Raw genomic sequence first — 17,263 nt, forward strand, 5'->3', positions numbered from 1 at the left:
TGGCGTTTACTCTATTGTAAAAGAAAATAGACTGTAGGAAAACTCCAAATTTCCGGAGTTTGTCTACAGTCTGAAACGCTCAAAATTTTGAGCGTTTTTGATATAGTATTTTGCTAGAAAGTGCGAATTGATTGTTCGACAATTGCACCCGTTAGTAATACACAAAGATTTACACAATAATTACACATTATATAAATGATGCGACAATAAGTAATTATTTTTTGTTTTTTAGCTCTAAAAGTATAGGTGTTATATTTAATAAAATCGATATAATCGTCAAAACCCATAACGCTGTTTCCATCGTGGGCACTACATCTAATAAAGCAGACCAATCTTCCACCTTTACCCAATCGGACACCATACTGTAATCTGCAACAAGTGTTAGTGCTGTAAATGATAATCCCATTGCCATTGCCAATTTATAATCTTTGCCTGTTCCATACATATAAAGATTTATACAAGTTGCTATTATTGCGATAACTCCTAATATTAACCACATAATTATACCTCCATTCACACTAAAAATTCTTGTTAGTTAAGACGGAAAGAGATAGTAATTAGTTTCATAACTGCAATAAAATGGTTCGTTTGTTGAATAACGAATACTCCCAAATTCTTTTAACTTATTTTAGCATAGAGTTCCTTAAATCCTTCGGAAATCTATCTTCCTCTTAAAAGTTGCAACATAATTGGTTATACAATTCGCAACCACTTTAGCATAGCGATTAACAACACCACATAAATTTATATGGTGTTGTTAGTGTGGACGCGAATTTGAGTGCCGATTATTGCACTAAACCCTTCAAAAGATTGGTATATCAATAAAATAGGGGACACCAATTCGTATGTGAATTGTGTCCCCGATTAGCTTGTTATTTAATGTTTTCTCCCCGTGAACCGAACCCGTTCCCATTTTAGGGATTGTCTTTTTTGAAAATAAAGGAATAGTAGAAAATGAACAATACCCAATTCCTAAATCAGATGATTATAAAGGGCGGTAAACGATAGCTATACTGCTACAAAACATTTTATTTAAATTGCTGCTTCCTCACGAATACCTAACACATGCTTTAATGACTGCAACTGTGCATCCGGTAAAGGTAGAATCGGCAAACGTACGCCTCCTACATGAACCCCTCTCAAATTTAATGCCGCTTTAACAGGCGAAGGATTGGGAGCTTTGAACATTTCTTTCATAATCGGCAGCAGTTGCCGGTGTTCTTTTGCCGCTGCTTGAAGATTACCGCTCTTGAAGTGATTAATCATAGACTGCATTTCATTGCCAATCACGTGCGCAGAAACGGAAACAACTCCAATTCCGCCGATTGCCAGCACAGGAAGCGTTAACCCATCATCTCCACTGTATAAAGAAAAGCTATCAGGTGTGTGTTCGATGATAGATGCCATAGCCTCTAAATTTCCGCTCGCTTCTTTGACCGCGACAATATTGGGTACATCAGCTAGCCGTATGATCGTCTCTGCTTCCATGTTCACCGCGCTGCGTCCTGGAATATTGTAAAGCATGACTGGCAAGGAAGTCGTGTTTGCTATTGTCTTAAAGTGCTGATACATGCCTTCTTGACAAGGTTTATTGTAGTAAGGAGTGACCAGCATGATCCCGTCGACTCCTGCATCTTCCGCTAGTTTTGTCATTCCTATGGACTCTTTCGTATTGTTCGTTCCTGTTCCGGCGATCACTGGCACTCTTCCAGCTACCACCTCTACAGTGAACTTGAATAATTCCACCTTTTCTTCGTTTGTCAGGGTAGGGGATTCTCCAGTCGTACCTGAAACAACCAACCCATCCGATCCATTTGCGATTAAATGATTAATTAAGTTCCTTGTTGCCTCAAAATCAATTTCTCCTCGTCCGTCAAACGGAGTCACCATAGCAGTTACAATTTGTCCAAAATTCATCTTTTCTCCACATCCTATCTTTTTATTAAAAAACATAGAGGTGGAGGGCAAGTAAGTCATTGAACGCAAAAAGCAGTAACGAGGGCTCGTTACTGCTTTGAAATAATGAATTATTTCTTTGCATAAGATAGCCCTCCATATAGTCGCCTATATGACAATTCTGCACTTGTTCAGTCCAGAACCAGCCTAGAGACAATGAGGATCTCTTCAGCTTCGGCAAATTCCCCTTTCCACAATCTTCATCGGATCTCATCATCCTCTGATTGTATACTGATGGTTTTTGCGCCTCTATCCTTACTTCGGAATTTTCGAAATAAGTGAATGTTTAATTACTCCTACCTTACACGTTATCTGAAAGAAAAGCAATCATAAGATACAAAAAGAAATTAGAAGTATATATTCAACGAAAGATATACTAAGACAAGCAATGAGAGCTGCTTTTAATAGGAGCTCGTGAATGGATTTAATATCATTCACGATATCTCATTTTTTAGATGGATCACGCTTCCTCTGTTTCCACCAATTGAAGTACAATCAATTTCATTTCCTTGATCTTTGAATCCATGACTTTTTACGCATGTAATAGAAAAAGGTTTTATGGAATAACTATTTTAAAATCGTATCACAATGTGTATTACAAAAGTCAAAGTGTAGATAATGCCTTTTAAAATGAAAATTAGGAGTGGTTTTTTATGAAAAAAGCAGTATTTCTCGATCGGGATGGTGTCATTAATGAAGTCTTGACTGACCGAGTGAAGTTTGTAAATCGTCCTGATCAGCTATATTTTTTGCCTGATGTGGCGGAAGCGATTCATCAGCTAAATAAAGTATTCGATCATGTGTTTGTCGTCACCAATCAAGGAGGCGTAGGGTTAGGTTTTATGAAAGAAACGCAATTACAACGGATACATGACCACATGATGGACGAGCTTAAGAAAGAAAGGGCAGTGATTGAAGAAGTTGCCTACTGTCCGCATAAACCAAAAGCAGGTTGCAAATGTAGGAAACCGAACAGCAAGCTAATTGAAGATCTAGCGGGAAAATATAAGGTAGAACTTTCCTCTTCGTACATGGTGGGGGATACCGACACGGATATTATCGCTGGAAAAAAAGCAGGAACAAAAACAGTATTTATTGGGGAAAATGATCCACTTGCAGACGCTGTGTTTCCTGATTTACTTAGTGCAGCAGAATGGATTATTGAAGATTCGAAATAAAAAAGGACCTTGCTCTCCAGAATCTTATGGGGGGAGGTCCTTTTTGAAATTGGAATTTTTAAGTTAATGGGTTTATTGTAGTCTTTTCTGTTGCATATAAATCTAAAATAAGTATGTAAGTGTTTAGAGTTTCATTGAAAATAGCAATTATCATTAAATATTGAGACTAAGAAAAATAGAAGCGAAAAATAGTCGGTCAACTGCTGCCTCCATAATAGAGTCATCGCTCGGCGGATTGTGTTTTGAAATTACGATATACTCCTTCTTCAAAGATTGTAAATACGAAACTTTTTCTGGAAACTAAGCGTATAGGTAAGTAGACAAAAGCTTGATATCAGGGGGAGGGAGTAGAATGAAACAACTGTATATTAAACAAAAAGTATTCAGTATGAGCGGGAAGTTTACAGTGAAAGATCAGGACGAGAAGGACGTCTATTATGTAGAAGGAAGTTTGATGAAGATCCCCAAGACGTATTCGATTATGAATCCGGAAATGAAAGATGTGGCACTGATTACGAAAAAGACATTCAGTTTCTTACCGACCTTTTTTGTGGAGGTAGATGGTCAAGAAATGGTAACAATTAAGAAGGAATTTACTTTTTTAAAAGCACGTTACGCAATTGATGCGGTGGGGATCGAAGTTCGGGGTAATTGGTGGGATATGAATTTTGAAGTTATACAAAATGGAGAAGTCATTGGGGCTGTTGATAAGCACTGGTTTACGTGGGGGGATAGCTACCAGGTTCAAATTGTGAAGGAAGAAATGGAAACTCTCCTCGTTGCACTCGTTGTTGCTATTGATTGTGCTAAGGCGGACCAGGCAGCGGCGGCTTCTTCTGTGTGAAGGCCTTTATTTTCGGTAAGATATTCATTTTCTTAAGACATACCTAGTTTCGTAAATGTTAGTGGGTAACCTATATTATCAAAAACTACATTTATCTAATGGGCTTTTATAATGAGGTAAATTGGTTAATAAGAAAATCTGGATGGAGAACGGGCCGTGAGAAGAAATAGCGTAAAGTGTTACGGTGGTAAATGTATTAGAGGGCATTAAAAAAGTCTCATTATAAGTTTTGTTTATAAAGATTTTCACGTCTAAAGTTATTCAGAATATTTCGTTGTCATATTTTGTTGTGGTATATTGAATAGAGGCGCTATGTGCGAACCTTAAGTGAACATGAAAACTCTGGGAGGTTCGCGCATAATAGCTTAATTAATTTGCATTAAATGGTTTAAAATGAAGCCGAGTATTGTTGTTTATATTTCTGTCCACTAGATATTGTGGAATGAGATCTAACCACGCACAATATTTCGCAGTCGCTCCCTTTATTGGGAGTGTGGATTGAAATTTTCTGCTAAACTGTTAGTAGAAAGGTAGGTGATAGTCGCTCCCTTTATTGGGAGTGTGGATTGAAATCACTTCCGTTAGATCGGTTGGACAACTTTATTAGTCGCTCCCTTTATTGGGAGTGTGGATTGAAATTTTGATCCGTTGGATGGTGGAAACGCAAAAGCGTGTCGCTCCCTTTATTGGGAGTGTGGATTGAAATGCTTCACGTTGTTGCATCTTGTAGAGTTCCCAGGCGTCGCTCCCTTTATTGGGAGTGTGGATTGAAATCGGGGTGGTTGAATGTGATACAAATACAACGTCGGATGGTCGCTCCCTTTATTGGGAGTGTGGATTGAAATCGATATACTTCCACTTCCGTTAGATCGGTTGGAGTCGCTCCCTTTATTGGGAGTGTGGATTGAAATACGTTGCTCCAACTCTTTAATACCAAAGCTTAGGTGTCGCTCCCTTTATTGGGAGTGTGGATTGAAATCTTCAAAACTTCCTCTTTAATTGATTGAATAAAAGTCGCTCCCTTTATTGGGAGTGTGGATTGAAATCATGTCGTGCGATAATCGGCAATGCATTTTTGTGTCGCTCCCTTTATTGGGAGTGTGGATTGAAATCTTATAGCGTTCACAGAATCAAACAATTCGTCGATCGTCGCTCCCTTTATTGGGAGTGTGGATTGAAATGGGGGATGGCTATCAGCTGTCCTTTTATTTTTGGTCGCTCCCTTTATTGGGAGTGTGGATTGAAATTCCACGAGCTTGCCTCCGTAAGTTTCTACCTTGCCCGTCGTTCCCTTTATTGGGAGCGTGAAACGAAATTAAGTATACAAAAATGAAGCTCTTTAAGGAGAAAGACCTCTGTATATAAAAATGCAGGGGTCTTTCTGTTGGAGAATATTAAGTAATTTTGTCTTTTCCTATTTTGATATTATATTAATAAGAACTATTTACATGAAAAATTTTCTTGTTTTAAAATATTTAGTGGATAAACTGTAAAACGGTATGAAAGAGAATAAATGTTTTTATTGGTTTTACTCAACCAAATTTTAAATAATCTTCTATTTTTAATATTGATATGATACATTAGTAATATATTTTCTTGAAAGTTAAGTCATCCTAACTATGGAAGGACGCGATGCTATTGCTGATAGCACATATCCGGCAAAGTGATTTTGTTGAACAATCCGTTCAGGAACATCTAGAAGAGGTTGCAAAACTTGCTCGTTCTTATGGAGATTCAGTTGGGTTAGGAGCCCATGCGGAATTGTCAGGATTATTACATGATATGGGCAAGTTTACAGTTCACTTTACTACCTATCTTAAGGACGCGGTGCTTGAAAATATAATTGCTGGAGATAAAATCGATCATTCTACAGCAGGAGCAAAGTACTTATTTGAACAATATGGTGGCCAAGATCCTATCCAAGATTACGTGATCGAGACAGTAGGAATGGTTGTTTTGTCTCATCATTCGGGTATGCAAAATTTTGTTCAACCAGATTTAAAACCTTCAGATTATGTGAGACGTGTGACGAATGAACAACTTCCCTACTTTGAAGAAGTAGTGTTTAATTTTGAAAGTATCACTGGAAATGTTGAAAAAGTGGAACGTCTTTTAGCCGAAGCAAAAGAAGAGATGAAGAAGTTTATTCAACTGGTAAAACCGCTTGGACATGCAAACATCTATTTAACGCTTATGCAAAAATTAGTCTTTAGTTGCCTCGTTGATGCAGATAGGACAAATACTAGGTGCTTCGAAGAAAACAGTAGTGTTCCAGATGAAAATAATGAGGCTGTATTTGAAGAAGGCTACCGTCACTTGATGGAGAAAGTGACAGATTGGCAGAAAAACAGAAAAGGTATTAATGCATTGCGTAATGATATGTCGGAAAGTTGTGATAAAAGGGCTGATTTACCATCTGCTATTTATACACTTACGATTCCGACGGGCGGTGGAAAGACATACGCCTCTCTTCGATATGCATTGAAGCATGCGAAAAAGTACAACAAGTCCCGGATTATCTACGTGGTTCCTTATACGACGATTCTTGAACAAAATGCAAAAGAAGTGAGAGAAATAATAAAGCAACCTGAGGCTGTACTCGAGCATCATGGCAATGTGATAGATGATGAAGGGTTAGACAATGGGACGGACTATTATGATACCCCATACCATAAGAATATGCAGCTTGGTCGGGATAATTGGGATTACCCTATTATCTTCACTACAATGGTACAGTTTCTCGATGCATTTTATCAAAAGGGGACGAGGAAAAGCCGTCGTCTTCATAATATGACGGATGCCATTATTGTGTTTGATGAAGTGCAATCTGTGCCTTATCAACATCGAGAATTATTTCATTCGGCAGTCAATTTTCTTCATGCGATCGGCAGGAGCAGTATCATACTTTGTACCGCCACACAGCCTGCCAATCATGCCGCGATCAAACAAATAGAAGTTCCGGTTCTTTTGGCAAAGGAACCAGAGATGATACCACATCTTGATGACGTGGTGGATGCGTTTAAACGTGTAAATATTACTTCGAAAGTGGATCTTGAAGGCTGGGATGCTAAACAAATAGCGAACTTTACTGAAACACTTTTAGAAGATCGAGATTCGGTTTTAATCATCTTGAACACAAAGTCCGCTGTAAAGAAACTGTATCAAGAGCTGGAGATACTTCAAGACACCTATATAGCACATTTGAGTACGTCCATGTGTCCTATGCATCGTAAAGTAGAACTTGAAAAAATCAAGGGGAAGTTAGGGAAAGAAAAAGTGGTTTGTGTTAGTACGCAGTTAATTGAAGCGGGAGTAGACATTTCATTTGAGTCGGTTATTCGGTCTCTTGCAGGATTAGACTCGATAGCGCAGGCAGCAGGTAGATGTAATCGCCATGCGGAGAGGGAACTAGGGGATGTTTATGTTATTCGAGCAAAAGACGAAAATTTATCCAAACTTCCAGAAATCCGTATTGGTGCTGAAGTCACGGATCACTATATCTTAACCAATCCTGAATTGGCAGAGCGTTTACTTCATCCGAAGACGATTGAAACCTATTTCACTCACTTCCTGGCGCAAGCTAAACGTGAAATTCCAATAGCCCCTGCAGGACTGGATTATGATTTATTAACTTTGTTGAGAGGTTCACTTGCAAGGAAACAGCCGAAGAAAACCAAGTCTTCAGGAATGTTTAAAACAATTGAAAAGCATTTTGAAGCGATTCATTCTCCTACGACAGCTGTTTTAGTACCGTATGAAAAGGAGGGGGAAGAGATCATCGCTAGTTTAAACGAACAGATCCATGATTTTACTCTATTCAATAAACTAATCAAGAAAGCACAGCAATATAGCGTGAACCTTTACTCGCATGAATTGCGAATATTAAGCAATGAAGGATTAATAGAATCTCTGCACGATGACTCAATTTATTGTTTAAAAGAGAAAGCTTACGATCTAAAATACGGGGTGACTTTGGAAGGCAAGGCGGAGTTAGAGGCACAAATTTTTTAAGGAGGTGAATGACATGAGAAATCAAATCGAATTTATCGTTCATGGGAAATATGGACTTTTCACAGATCCAGTTACGCGGATAGGTGGAGAAAAGTTTACGTATCAAATTCCTACCTATCAAGCATTGAAAGGAATTACGGAATCGATTTACTGGAAACCTACAATTACTTGGTATATCGATGAAGTACGAGTCATGAATCCGATCCAGACAGAAGTAAAAGCAATGCGTCCCACTAAGTATCAAAGTGAAGAAAATGATTTGATGTATTACACCTATTTGCGTAACCCGGTTTATCAAGTTCGTGCACATTTTGAATTTAACGAAAATAGACCAGATTTAGCGTACGACCGTAATGAAAATAAGCATCATAATATTGCCAAACGTTCTGTCGAGAGAGGTGGCAGACGAGATATTTATTTAGGCACAAGAGAATGTCAAGGATATGTGGAAGCTTGTACGTTCGGTGAAGGTGAAGGATTTTATGATCAGTATGGTGAAATCAGTTTTGGACAAATGTTCCATGGATTTACTTATCCTGATGAAGGGGATGGAAAGTCATTTCAAGCGCGATTATGTGTACCTGTGATGAAAGACGGTATCATTCAATTCACACGTCCTGAAGAGTGTGAAATTATTCGGACAATCCATGAAGAACCAATGAAATCTTTCGAGAAAGGAAAAAACTTTACTTCGGTAGATGAAGAGTACGAGATGATCTTTGAGGAGGTGGACAAATGAGCTGGATGAAACAGCTGGCAGAAGTATATGATCACAACGTTCATCAAGTGGGAGAATTCGAGGAGCGAAGAAAGCAACGGATGACGCTATTGCCAGTGTCGCATGTAATGCAGAGCGCTCAAATCGCGGTGTTACTGACCAAAGAAGGAGAATTTCATAGTGCAAAGGTGATTGAGAAGGAAAATGCTCGTACGATTGTTCCAGCGACTCCTAATTCTGCAAATAGAAGTAATTCCAGTGCACCGCATTTCATACATGACAAGCTGGTGTATGTTGCTGGGGACTATGTTCAGTTTGGTGGAGATGTAAAGTTTGCAGAACATCATCAACATTATAAAGAGCAAATGAGGGAATGGTCTGAATCAGAAGGTGTTTCTAGAAAGGTAAAAGCTGTATATCGCTATATATCTAAGGGTCAAGTTATTAAGGATTTAGTCAATGAAAAAATACTATATCTCAATGATGTAGGTAAGATATTGGATAAATGGCCGGCTACAGCAGAAATAGAAAAGCCTGATATTTACAAAGTGGCTCCATCAGAAGTTTCAGCAGCCTTCGTACGTTTTGATGTCATGCATGAAACAGCAGATGACCCAGTTATATGGGAAGATAAAGAAATATTTAAGAACTTTATCGATTTTCTCAATACAACAAACCAGATGGAGAGCGGAGTATGTTACATTACGGGAAAACAAACGAACTTAACAACACAACATGGTTCTCGAATCCGAAATGCAGGTGACATGTCTAAACTTATTTCTGCGAATGATAATACAGGTTTTACTTATCGTGGACGCTTTGGCAAACCTACGGAAGCGGTGCAAATCGGTTATGTGACTTCCCAAAAAGCGCATCATGCATTGAGATGGTTGATCCAACGGCAAGGTACGTATGTAGATTCGCGCTATTTTATTACGTTTGGTAAAGAGCAGCCAGAAGTGCCAAATCAGTTTGATGGCACTATGGATCTATGCAAGAATAGCATAGAAGATTTTGAGGATATTTTCTCAGATGAAACTGCAGAGTTTAGCCAAAAACTTGCTCATACAGAAGAATTAGTAGCGACAGAATTGAACAAAGCTATACAAGGTATGCGCTATACACTAGATAAAGATTTTTTGGAAAATATTGTCGTCCTGGCACTCGATGCAGCCACCAAAGGACGTCTTGCTATTGTGTATTATCAAGAGCTACGTGTTGATTTATTTTTAGATGCGATCCAGCATTGGCATAGTACATGTAAGTGGCTACAAACATATAAAAATCCCGACACGAAAAAAATACAAACCTTTATCGGCACACCTTCTACATATAGATTGGCAGAAGCAGTTTATGGAAGTAAAGCTGACAGCAGGATTAAAAAAGACTTCTATACCCGGATGCTCCCTTGTATCGTAGAGCGTAAACCATTGCCAAAGGATATTGTATCGCTGATTTACAATCGAGTGAAAAATCCATTCAGTTTTAAAAATACAATGGAGTCATGGGAAGCGACATTACAGATTGCCTGTGCACTCATCAATAAACAATATGAAAGTGAGGGACACACTGTGGCTATTCAAGAAGAAAATAATTCTCGCGACTATTTATTTGGTCGTTTACTTGGAATTGCTGAAGTCATGGAAAGACGTATTTTAAAAGAGCGTGATGAAAATAGAGCGACAAATGCAACTCGATATTTCAATGCGTTTTCTCAGCACCCAGCCCGTACATGGATGGTGATCAGAAAACAATTAACACCATACTTCCAACGTTTTGGAAGTGATACCGGTTTTTACGCCATGTCAATACAAAAAATTGAAGAACGATTAACGGTGGAGCAAATGACAGATGCACCTCTAGGTCCAGTGTTTTTACTCGGATATAGCAGTCAAATTCAAGAGATGTATACAAAAAAGGAGGATAAAGAACATGTCAGCATTGAAAAATAAAATTGACTTTGCAGTAGTATTTACAGTGGATAAAGCCAACCCAAATGGTGATCCACTCAATGGTAACCGACCACGCCAAGACTTCTTTGGACATGGTGAAGTGTCAGACGTTGCGATTAAACGCAAGCTGAGAAATCGTCTTCAAGATGAAGGTGAATCCATTTTAGTACAGTCAGATGAGCGACGATCTGATGAATATCGTAGTATCAAAGACCGTGTGGAATCAGTGGCAGAATTGAAAAAGCTGTTATCCAAAGCAAAAGCAACTGGAACGGATGAACAAACTGCCGAAATGATTGCGTGTGAAAATTGGTTTGATGTGCGTGCCTTTGGACAAGTATTTGCATTTAAAGGCGCAAAGATGTCAATCGGAGTTCGCGGTCCGGTATCCATCCATACAGCTACAAGTATCGAACCTGTTGATGTGACAAGCATGCAAATCACAAAAAGTGTGAACTCCACAACGAATGAAAAAGATCCGAGCCAAAAAACGTCTGATACGATGGGCATGAAACATCGAGTCGACTTTGGTGTCTACGTTTTCTTTGGCAGTATTAACCCACAACTTGCTGAACGTACAGGCTTTACTTATGAAGACGCAGAGAAATTAAAAGAAGCATTAAAGACGTTATTTGCGAATGATGCTTCCTCAGCACGACCGGATGGAAGTATGGAAGTGAATAAAGTATTTTGGTGGGAACATAATTCGAAATTAGGACAATATTCATCCGCTGCTGTGCATCGTACAGTAAAAGTGGAAAAAACAAATGATGCTGTAAGATCTTCTATCGAAAACTATCAAATTTCCTCAACACCATTGGAAGGGCTTCTTGTAGAAGAATATGCTGGGCTATAACGAAGAAGAGTATTTAATGCTTTCTGGTATTCAACACTTTGCATTTTGCAGAAGACAATGGGCTCTCATTCATATTGAGCAGGAGTGGGAGGAAAATGTACTGACGATTGAAGGGAATTATCTTCATGAAAAAGTAGATAATCCTTACACTAGAGAAAAACGTGGAGATACATTGTATGTCAGGGCGTTACCTGTTCACTCACAATATTTAGGGATTAGCGGCATATGCGATATGGTGGAATTTATTCAAGATGATAAGGGGGTTCCGCTCGATAAAGAAAAAGGTTTGTATCGAGTGAAGCCTATTGAATATAAGCGTGGAAAACCCAAAAGTCATGATGCAGATATTCTTCAACTCACTGCACAAACGATATGTCTTGAAGAAATGCTTGGCACTCGCATTGAAGAAGCTGCACTATTTTATCATGAAATCAAGCGTAGAGAACCTGTATTCATCACCGAAGAAATAAAAGTGCGAGTGAAAGATTTAACTAGAGAAATGCATCATTATTATAAGCGGCGACATACACCACGCGTAAAGACAGGAAAGCATTGTTTGCAATGTTCGCTTCGTCACCGCTGTCTTCCTGAACTACTCGAACGTGAAAAAGTATCGACTTATATGAATAGGATGTTGGCGGAATGAAACAATTATTGAATACCGTATATGTTTCGGATCCAGAAGTATATCTTGCATTAAAAGGGAAAAATCTTAATCTGTTGAAAGGTGAAGAATCTTTAGCCCGTATTCCATTGCATAATATAGAAGCAATCTGTACATTTGGACATCAAGGTGCAAGTCCCGCCTTGATGAGTGAATGCATGCAACAGAATATTAGCTTAACATTCTTTTCTAGCAGTGGGAGATTTCGTGGTCGTGTGACAGGAGAACTTAATGGCAATGTAACACTTCGAAAAAAACAATATCGTGTCTCTGATAAGGAAGACGAGTGTGTCCGTATTGCTGGAAATATGATTATCGGGAAAATATTTAATAGTGAGCAACTTTTGAAACGGACTATAAGAGACCATGCACTGAGAGTGGATGTTGATCGAATGACCAAAGTAATTGAGCGGTTAAGGGATTCAAGAAAAATAGTGAGTGAATGTAATGATTTAGAAGCACTTCGTGGAATAGAGGGGAATGCAGCAAGCGCCTATTTCAGTGTATTTGAGGACTCTATATTGCAACAGAAAGACGTTTTCTTTTTTAAAGGACGCAATCGGAGACCGCCGCTTGATCCGGTCAATGCTTTACTTTCTTTTGCTTATTCACTACTTGCCTCTGAAACGGCAGCGGCTCTTGAAGGGGTTGGCTTGGATTCGTATGTAGGATTTCTACACCGTGACAGACCCGGTCGTACCTCGCTTGCACTTGATTTGATGGAAGAGTTGAGACCGTTGATTGCAGACCGTTTCGTATTGAAAATAATTAACCGTCAGCAACTAAGCGACTCAGATTTTATCGTGAAAGAAAACGGTGCGGTCATTTTGACAGACGAAGCAAGGAGAAATTTTTTACAACTGTGGCAAAAAGATAAACAGCAGACAATTACTCATCCATTTTTAAAAGAAAAAGTATCTTGGGGGCTTATTCCGCATGTACAAGCATTAGTATTAGCTCGTTACTTACGCGGAGATTTAGATGCATATCCTCCTATTTTAATAAGGTAGGTGCTGTAGATGCTCGTACTCGTAACCTATGATGTCCAGACGTATACAAGCAGCGGTAAAAAACGTTTGCGAAAAATTGCGAAAAAATGTGAAGAGTATGGTGTCCGTGTGCAAAATTCGGTTTTTGAGTGTATCGTAGACAGTACTCAATTACGACAATTGGAAATTCAGCTTGAAGAAATTATTGATCCGAAAGTCGATAGTCTGCGATATTATCGTTTAGGCAATAACCATAATACTAAAGTTAGGCATGTTGGGGCAAAACCAGCAATTAAAGTAGAAGATCCCCTCATTTTCTAATGTGCGAACCTTAAGTGAACATGAAAACCCTAGGAGGTTCGCGCATAATTCCAATGATTATTTACCTCATAATGTAATCATATGATTTGAAATTTAAAATTATATGCAGATAAAACTAGATATAGTAGTGTGCTGTATTAATGCGTCTATATCTTGCGGTCGCTCCCTTTGTTGGGGGCGTGGATTGAAATTTCACTGGCGCCACGTGTTCCAATTGCTTCTTTCGTCGCTCCCTTTGTTGGGGGCGTGGATTGAAATTCATCCTGCTTGCCCTCTTGATTGCGTAAGCACGATGGTCGCTCCCTTTGTTGGGGGCGTGGATTGAAATCGATAATAGGTGCCATAATCACACCACCTCCGCGTCGCTCCCTTTGTTGGGGGCGTGGATTGAAATAGGATCGCGTACCATACGACCAACAAGAATTATCCGTCGCTCCCTTTGTTGGGGGCGTGGATTGAAATATTTGCAACCATTCGGCAGCGCTTTTATTGTCCATGTCGCTCCCTTTGTTGGGGGCGTGGATTGAAATCATGTCATGCGATAATCGGCAATGCATTTTTGTGTCGCTCCCTTTGTTGGGGGCGTGGATTGAAATATCCAAGAAAGCTGGCGTTTCAACAAGTACATAGTCGCTCCCTTTGTTGGGGGCGTGGATTGAAATAACCGATTGAAAGATCATCCCGCAAAAATAAAAATCGTCGCTCCCTTTGTTGGGGGCGTGGATTGAAATATCATCTGCAAGTGTTCTAATTCCAATATATTCGGTCGCTCCCTTTGTTGGGGGCGTGGATTGAAATCGTTTGTTGTTCAGGGGTTGGAAGCAGCAATTCGGTCGCTCCCTTTGTTGGGGGCGTGGATTGAAATATCTTATTGCGCCTTAAATAATCATGCGTCTGTTTGTCGCTCCCTTTGTTGGGGGCGTGGATTGAAATATCTTCTATTTTTTGATAATCTCGTAGCCATTCGGTCGCTCCCTTTGTTGGGGGCGTGGATTGAAATTTTGATGACGCTTTTGACCTGACAGAAGATGAAAGTCGCTCCCTTTGTTGGGGGCGTGGATTGAAATTTCCAAGGCATCAAGTTTGCGGTCATGGATATGTGTCGCTCCCTTTGTTGGGGGCGTGGATTGAAATAAATGCAGAAATATGGTGAAACACTTCGCTAAATTGTCGCTCCCTTTGTTGGGGGCGTGGATTGAAATCACGCTTGCGTAATACTGGCAAACTCCCATCAACGTCGCTCCCTTTGTTGGGGGCGTGGATTGAAATATCAAAACGGACGCCCCAGATTACGGTTTTATGCTGTCGCTCCCTTTGTTGGGGGCGTGGATTGAAATCGATTACTACTATATTAGGAGGTTATAAACGATGTCGCTCCCTTTGTTGGGGGCGTGGATTGAAATCCGACAGTAGATACGTCTGCACCATCAAGAACCGTCGCTCCCTTTGTTGGGGGCGTGGATTGAAATCGAGATAAAGTGGTGCAACGCTCTTTATGTGATAAGTCGCTCCCTTTGTTGGGGGCGTGGATTGAAATGATTATACGTCTGTCAGCCCCTTCTCCCTGTCCGGGTCGCTCCCTTTGTTGGGGGCGTGGATTGAAATACCTTGTCCGGCAACGATTGCTGTATTTTGATAGTGTCGCTCCCTTTGTTGGGGGCGTGGATTGAAATTGCAGTACCTACATAAGTTGAAAAATAGTGACAGCCGTCGCTCCCTTTGTTGGGGGCGTGGATTGAAATAATACGGATCTTCACATCCACATTTACTTCCTGGTCGCTCCCTTTGTTGGGGGCGTAGATTGATAGCTATAAAAAAACGAATCGGTGCTCCGTATGAATTATATCGCCCTCTTAATTGGGAACAGAGATTATTTTAAACTTACTAGGAAATCATCGATTACTACCCCTCACACTCCTTCTTATATATCTCTTCACAACTTACGGATTCACTTATGTGAATAGCTGTAAAATACGAAAAAGTGATTACTTCCTAATAGATTGCTAGATAAGGTAGCTATCCCATTCCTTAAATTAATCATTTATGTTGATAAAATATTGATAGCAAATATATAGAGCATTTCCATTGGGTTGCCCTCTTTTATTTCCTAAGAAATAATGTGCTTACATTAACGTGAAAAGACGGATACTACTATTCAATCCATCAAATATAGTATAATTCGTTATACAATATATAGTTATGTTAAGAGGTGGCATTACGATGTTTGTACAAGCGTGTAAACCATACTTCATTCTTGATAAAAAGTTCTGGTTTCTGTGGCAACTGGAATATGAACATATAGCGAATCATATGATTGAATGCATTTGTATAAAAAGATATACAGAGTGTCTTCGAGCAATAAATGCAGATGCAAAAGTTGAGCTTCATACAAACGATCCACTGGAACGGGTAGGAGAAGTGAATCGTCGTGTCGTATGAGAAAAAATTGATGGCGATGAAGTCTCTCGTCAAAAAAACAACGGTCGTACCTGAGCCCATTCAAACATTTCATAAGCCGCCAGCTCCAACGTACGAAAAAAGATGGCTGACGACAGGACTTGAAAAGATTGAAAATGAATTCGGAATCGTTTATAAACGTATGATTCATTATCCGCTTTCCCATATGCATGGCAATCTCCAGTTAGGAGAGGTACGGGAGAAGTTAGCAAATTGGGCGGAGACTGGTTACATTCATCCCCTTGCACCCACATCGGATCAGTTGCTGTTTTTCGATACCGAAACGACGGGTCTAAAAGGAGCCGGCGCAGTGATTTTTTTGATTGGTCTGCTGGAGCTGAAATCGGATGAATTTGTGATGACGCAATATGTATTGCCGAATCCCGATCATGAAGCAGCGTTTCTCTTTGCCTCGGAACTTTGGCGAGAAGGGTTAACGTTAGTGACTTATAACGGCAAAAGCTTTGATTTCCCGCAACTGCAAACTAGATGGTCGTTACACAGGAAACAGCTGCCACCTTTGCCGATTCCAAAACAAATTGATTTACTGCATGGGTCCCGCCGAATTTGGAAAGGTGAAATGGAATCTTTTAAACTTACTGAAGTGGAGCGTAAGCAGCTTGGCTTTCATCGCAAAGATGATATCCCCGGACATATGGCACCGATCATCTATCAAGATGCGGTGAAAAATGGTCGAGCGGAAATATTGATGAAAGTGTTGTGGCATAATGAATGGGATATTCTATCTCTCGTTACGCTCTTCAGTTTGTCATCAGATCTAGTGATGCGAGAAGAACTTCAGGAAAATGCGCAAATCTCAACGAACATAGCGAAGTGGTTTCAGGATCTTGGCTTATCGGAAAAAAGCTTTGCGGAGTTGGAACGAATTGCAGAAACATACGGAACGAGTTATCCACTCACACACTATCATTTAGGCTATCTACTGAAACGGCATAAGGAGTTTGAACGAGCTGTTCAATCATTTGAAATCGTTGCGACATACGGTGAAGGCAGAGAACAAATTATTGCCCATGAGGAATTAGCGAAATTATATGAACATCAGCTTAAAGATTTCCAACTGGCATATGATCGAATTCACACGGGTAAAGCATTACTAGGACAGCAACAAAGCCTCTCACAACGGTTTGTTGATAGCAAGCTTCTTCATTTTTCAAAACGGGAAATACGTGTTACGGAAAAACTATTTCCCGGGCAAGCGCAGAAACCGACAAATAAAGCTTGACAACCTTCTTTATTAAGACAAAGACTGACATGGTATGCTATAATGACCGTACGGAATCATAGACGGAGGGACGT

General features: G+C 39.7%; 13 protein-coding genes, 2 CRISPR repeat arrays and 1 riboswitch. Of the genes, 11 read left to right on the plus strand and 2 right to left on the minus strand.

What is annotated here, in order from left to right; translation table 11 throughout:
* Window positions 1-214: 214 nt before the first annotated feature.
* Complete coding sequence (locus GD002_RS13845) at window positions 215-499, minus strand: hypothetical protein (protein WP_153732958.1); 285 nt, start codon at window positions 497-499, stop codon at window positions 215-217.
* Window positions 500-1,032: 533 nt separating this feature from the next.
* Window positions 1,033-1,917, minus strand: a complete 885-nt coding sequence (dapA, locus tag GD002_RS13850; RefSeq protein ID WP_153732959.1) for a 4-hydroxy-tetrahydrodipicolinate synthase — start codon at window positions 1,915-1,917, stop codon at window positions 1,033-1,035.
* A 120-nt stretch (window positions 1,918-2,037) separates the two neighbouring features.
* A riboswitch (Lysine riboswitch) is annotated at window positions 2,038-2,216 on the minus strand.
* Between the two features lie 393 nt (window positions 2,217-2,609).
* On the opposite strand from dapA, the gene GD002_RS13855 reads away from it, so the two are divergent.
* The 11 genes from GD002_RS13855 to GD002_RS13905 all read left to right on the plus strand — a co-directional run bounded on the left by GD002_RS13855 (window position 2,610) and on the right by GD002_RS13905 (window position 17,189).
* On the plus strand, window positions 2,610-3,134 hold the full coding sequence (locus GD002_RS13855; protein ID WP_153732960.1) for a D-glycero-alpha-D-manno-heptose-1,7-bisphosphate 7-phosphatase: 525 nt from the start codon (window positions 2,610-2,612) through the stop codon (window positions 3,132-3,134).
* Window positions 3,135-3,486: 352 nt separating this feature from the next.
* Window positions 3,487-3,978 carry an LURP-one-related/scramblase family protein gene (locus tag GD002_RS13860; RefSeq protein WP_153732961.1) on the plus strand — a complete coding sequence of 164 codons (492 nt, stop codon included), beginning with the start codon at window positions 3,487-3,489 and terminating at the stop codon, window positions 3,976-3,978.
* Window positions 3,979-4,450: 472 nt separating this feature from the next.
* Window positions 4,451-5,294: direct repeats of the CRISPR family, unit length 33 nt; unit sequence GTCGCTCCCTTTATTGGGAGTGTGGATTGAAAT.
* 316 nt (window positions 5,295-5,610) lie between these two features.
* Window positions 5,611-7,989, plus strand: coding sequence for a CRISPR-associated helicase Cas3' (gene cas3 / locus GD002_RS13865; RefSeq protein WP_153732962.1), 2,379 nt, complete (start codon window positions 5,611-5,613; stop codon window positions 7,987-7,989).
* A gap of 13 nt (window positions 7,990-8,002) precedes the next feature.
* Window positions 8,003-8,728, plus strand: coding sequence for a type I-C CRISPR-associated protein Cas5c (cas5c, locus tag GD002_RS13870; RefSeq protein WP_153732963.1), 726 nt, complete (start codon window positions 8,003-8,005; stop codon window positions 8,726-8,728).
* On the plus strand, window positions 8,725-10,659 hold the full coding sequence (gene cas8c / locus GD002_RS13875) for a type I-C CRISPR-associated protein Cas8c/Csd1 (protein WP_153732964.1): 1,935 nt from the start codon (window positions 8,725-8,727) through the stop codon (window positions 10,657-10,659). Before cas5c ends, cas8c begins: the two co-directional genes overlap by 4 nt.
* Window positions 10,640-11,515 carry a type I-C CRISPR-associated protein Cas7/Csd2 gene (cas7c, locus tag GD002_RS13880; protein WP_153732965.1) on the plus strand — a complete coding sequence of 292 codons (876 nt, stop codon included), beginning with the start codon at window positions 10,640-10,642 and terminating at the stop codon, window positions 11,513-11,515. The genes cas8c and cas7c overlap by 20 nt, the downstream gene beginning before the upstream one ends.
* Window positions 11,516-11,531: 16 nt before the next feature.
* Window positions 11,532-12,161 (plus strand): CRISPR-associated protein Cas4, encoded by a 630-nt coding sequence (gene cas4, locus GD002_RS13885; protein WP_330583386.1) that lies wholly within the window; start codon window positions 11,532-11,534, stop codon window positions 12,159-12,161.
* Window positions 12,158-13,189 (plus strand): type I-C CRISPR-associated endonuclease Cas1c, encoded by a 1,032-nt coding sequence (gene cas1c, locus GD002_RS13890; RefSeq protein WP_153732967.1) that lies wholly within the window; start codon window positions 12,158-12,160, stop codon window positions 13,187-13,189. The genes cas4 and cas1c overlap by 4 nt, the downstream gene beginning before the upstream one ends.
* Window positions 13,190-13,198: 9 nt before the next feature.
* Window positions 13,199-13,489, plus strand: a complete 291-nt coding sequence (cas2, locus tag GD002_RS13895; RefSeq protein WP_153732968.1) for a CRISPR-associated endonuclease Cas2 — start codon at window positions 13,199-13,201, stop codon at window positions 13,487-13,489.
* A gap of 158 nt (window positions 13,490-13,647) precedes the next feature.
* Window positions 13,648-15,297: a CRISPR direct-repeat array (repeat unit 33 nt; unit sequence GTCGCTCCCTTTGTTGGGGGCGTGGATTGAAAT).
* Between the two features lie 412 nt (window positions 15,298-15,709).
* The gene (locus GD002_RS13900) at window positions 15,710-15,928 is read left to right on the plus strand and encodes a hypothetical protein (protein ID WP_153732969.1); all 219 of its coding nucleotides are present in this window, start codon (window positions 15,710-15,712) and stop codon (window positions 15,926-15,928) included.
* The gene (locus GD002_RS13905) at window positions 15,918-17,189 is read left to right on the plus strand and encodes a ribonuclease H-like domain-containing protein (RefSeq protein ID WP_153732970.1); all 1,272 of its coding nucleotides are present in this window, start codon (window positions 15,918-15,920) and stop codon (window positions 17,187-17,189) included. The genes GD002_RS13900 and GD002_RS13905 overlap by 11 nt, the downstream gene beginning before the upstream one ends.
* Window positions 17,190-17,263 lie beyond the last annotated feature (74 nt).

The sequence above is a fragment of the Sporosarcina obsidiansis genome (assembly GCF_009651005.1).
Taxonomy (GTDB): domain Bacteria; phylum Bacillota; class Bacilli; order Bacillales_A; family Planococcaceae; genus Sporosarcina; species Sporosarcina obsidiansis.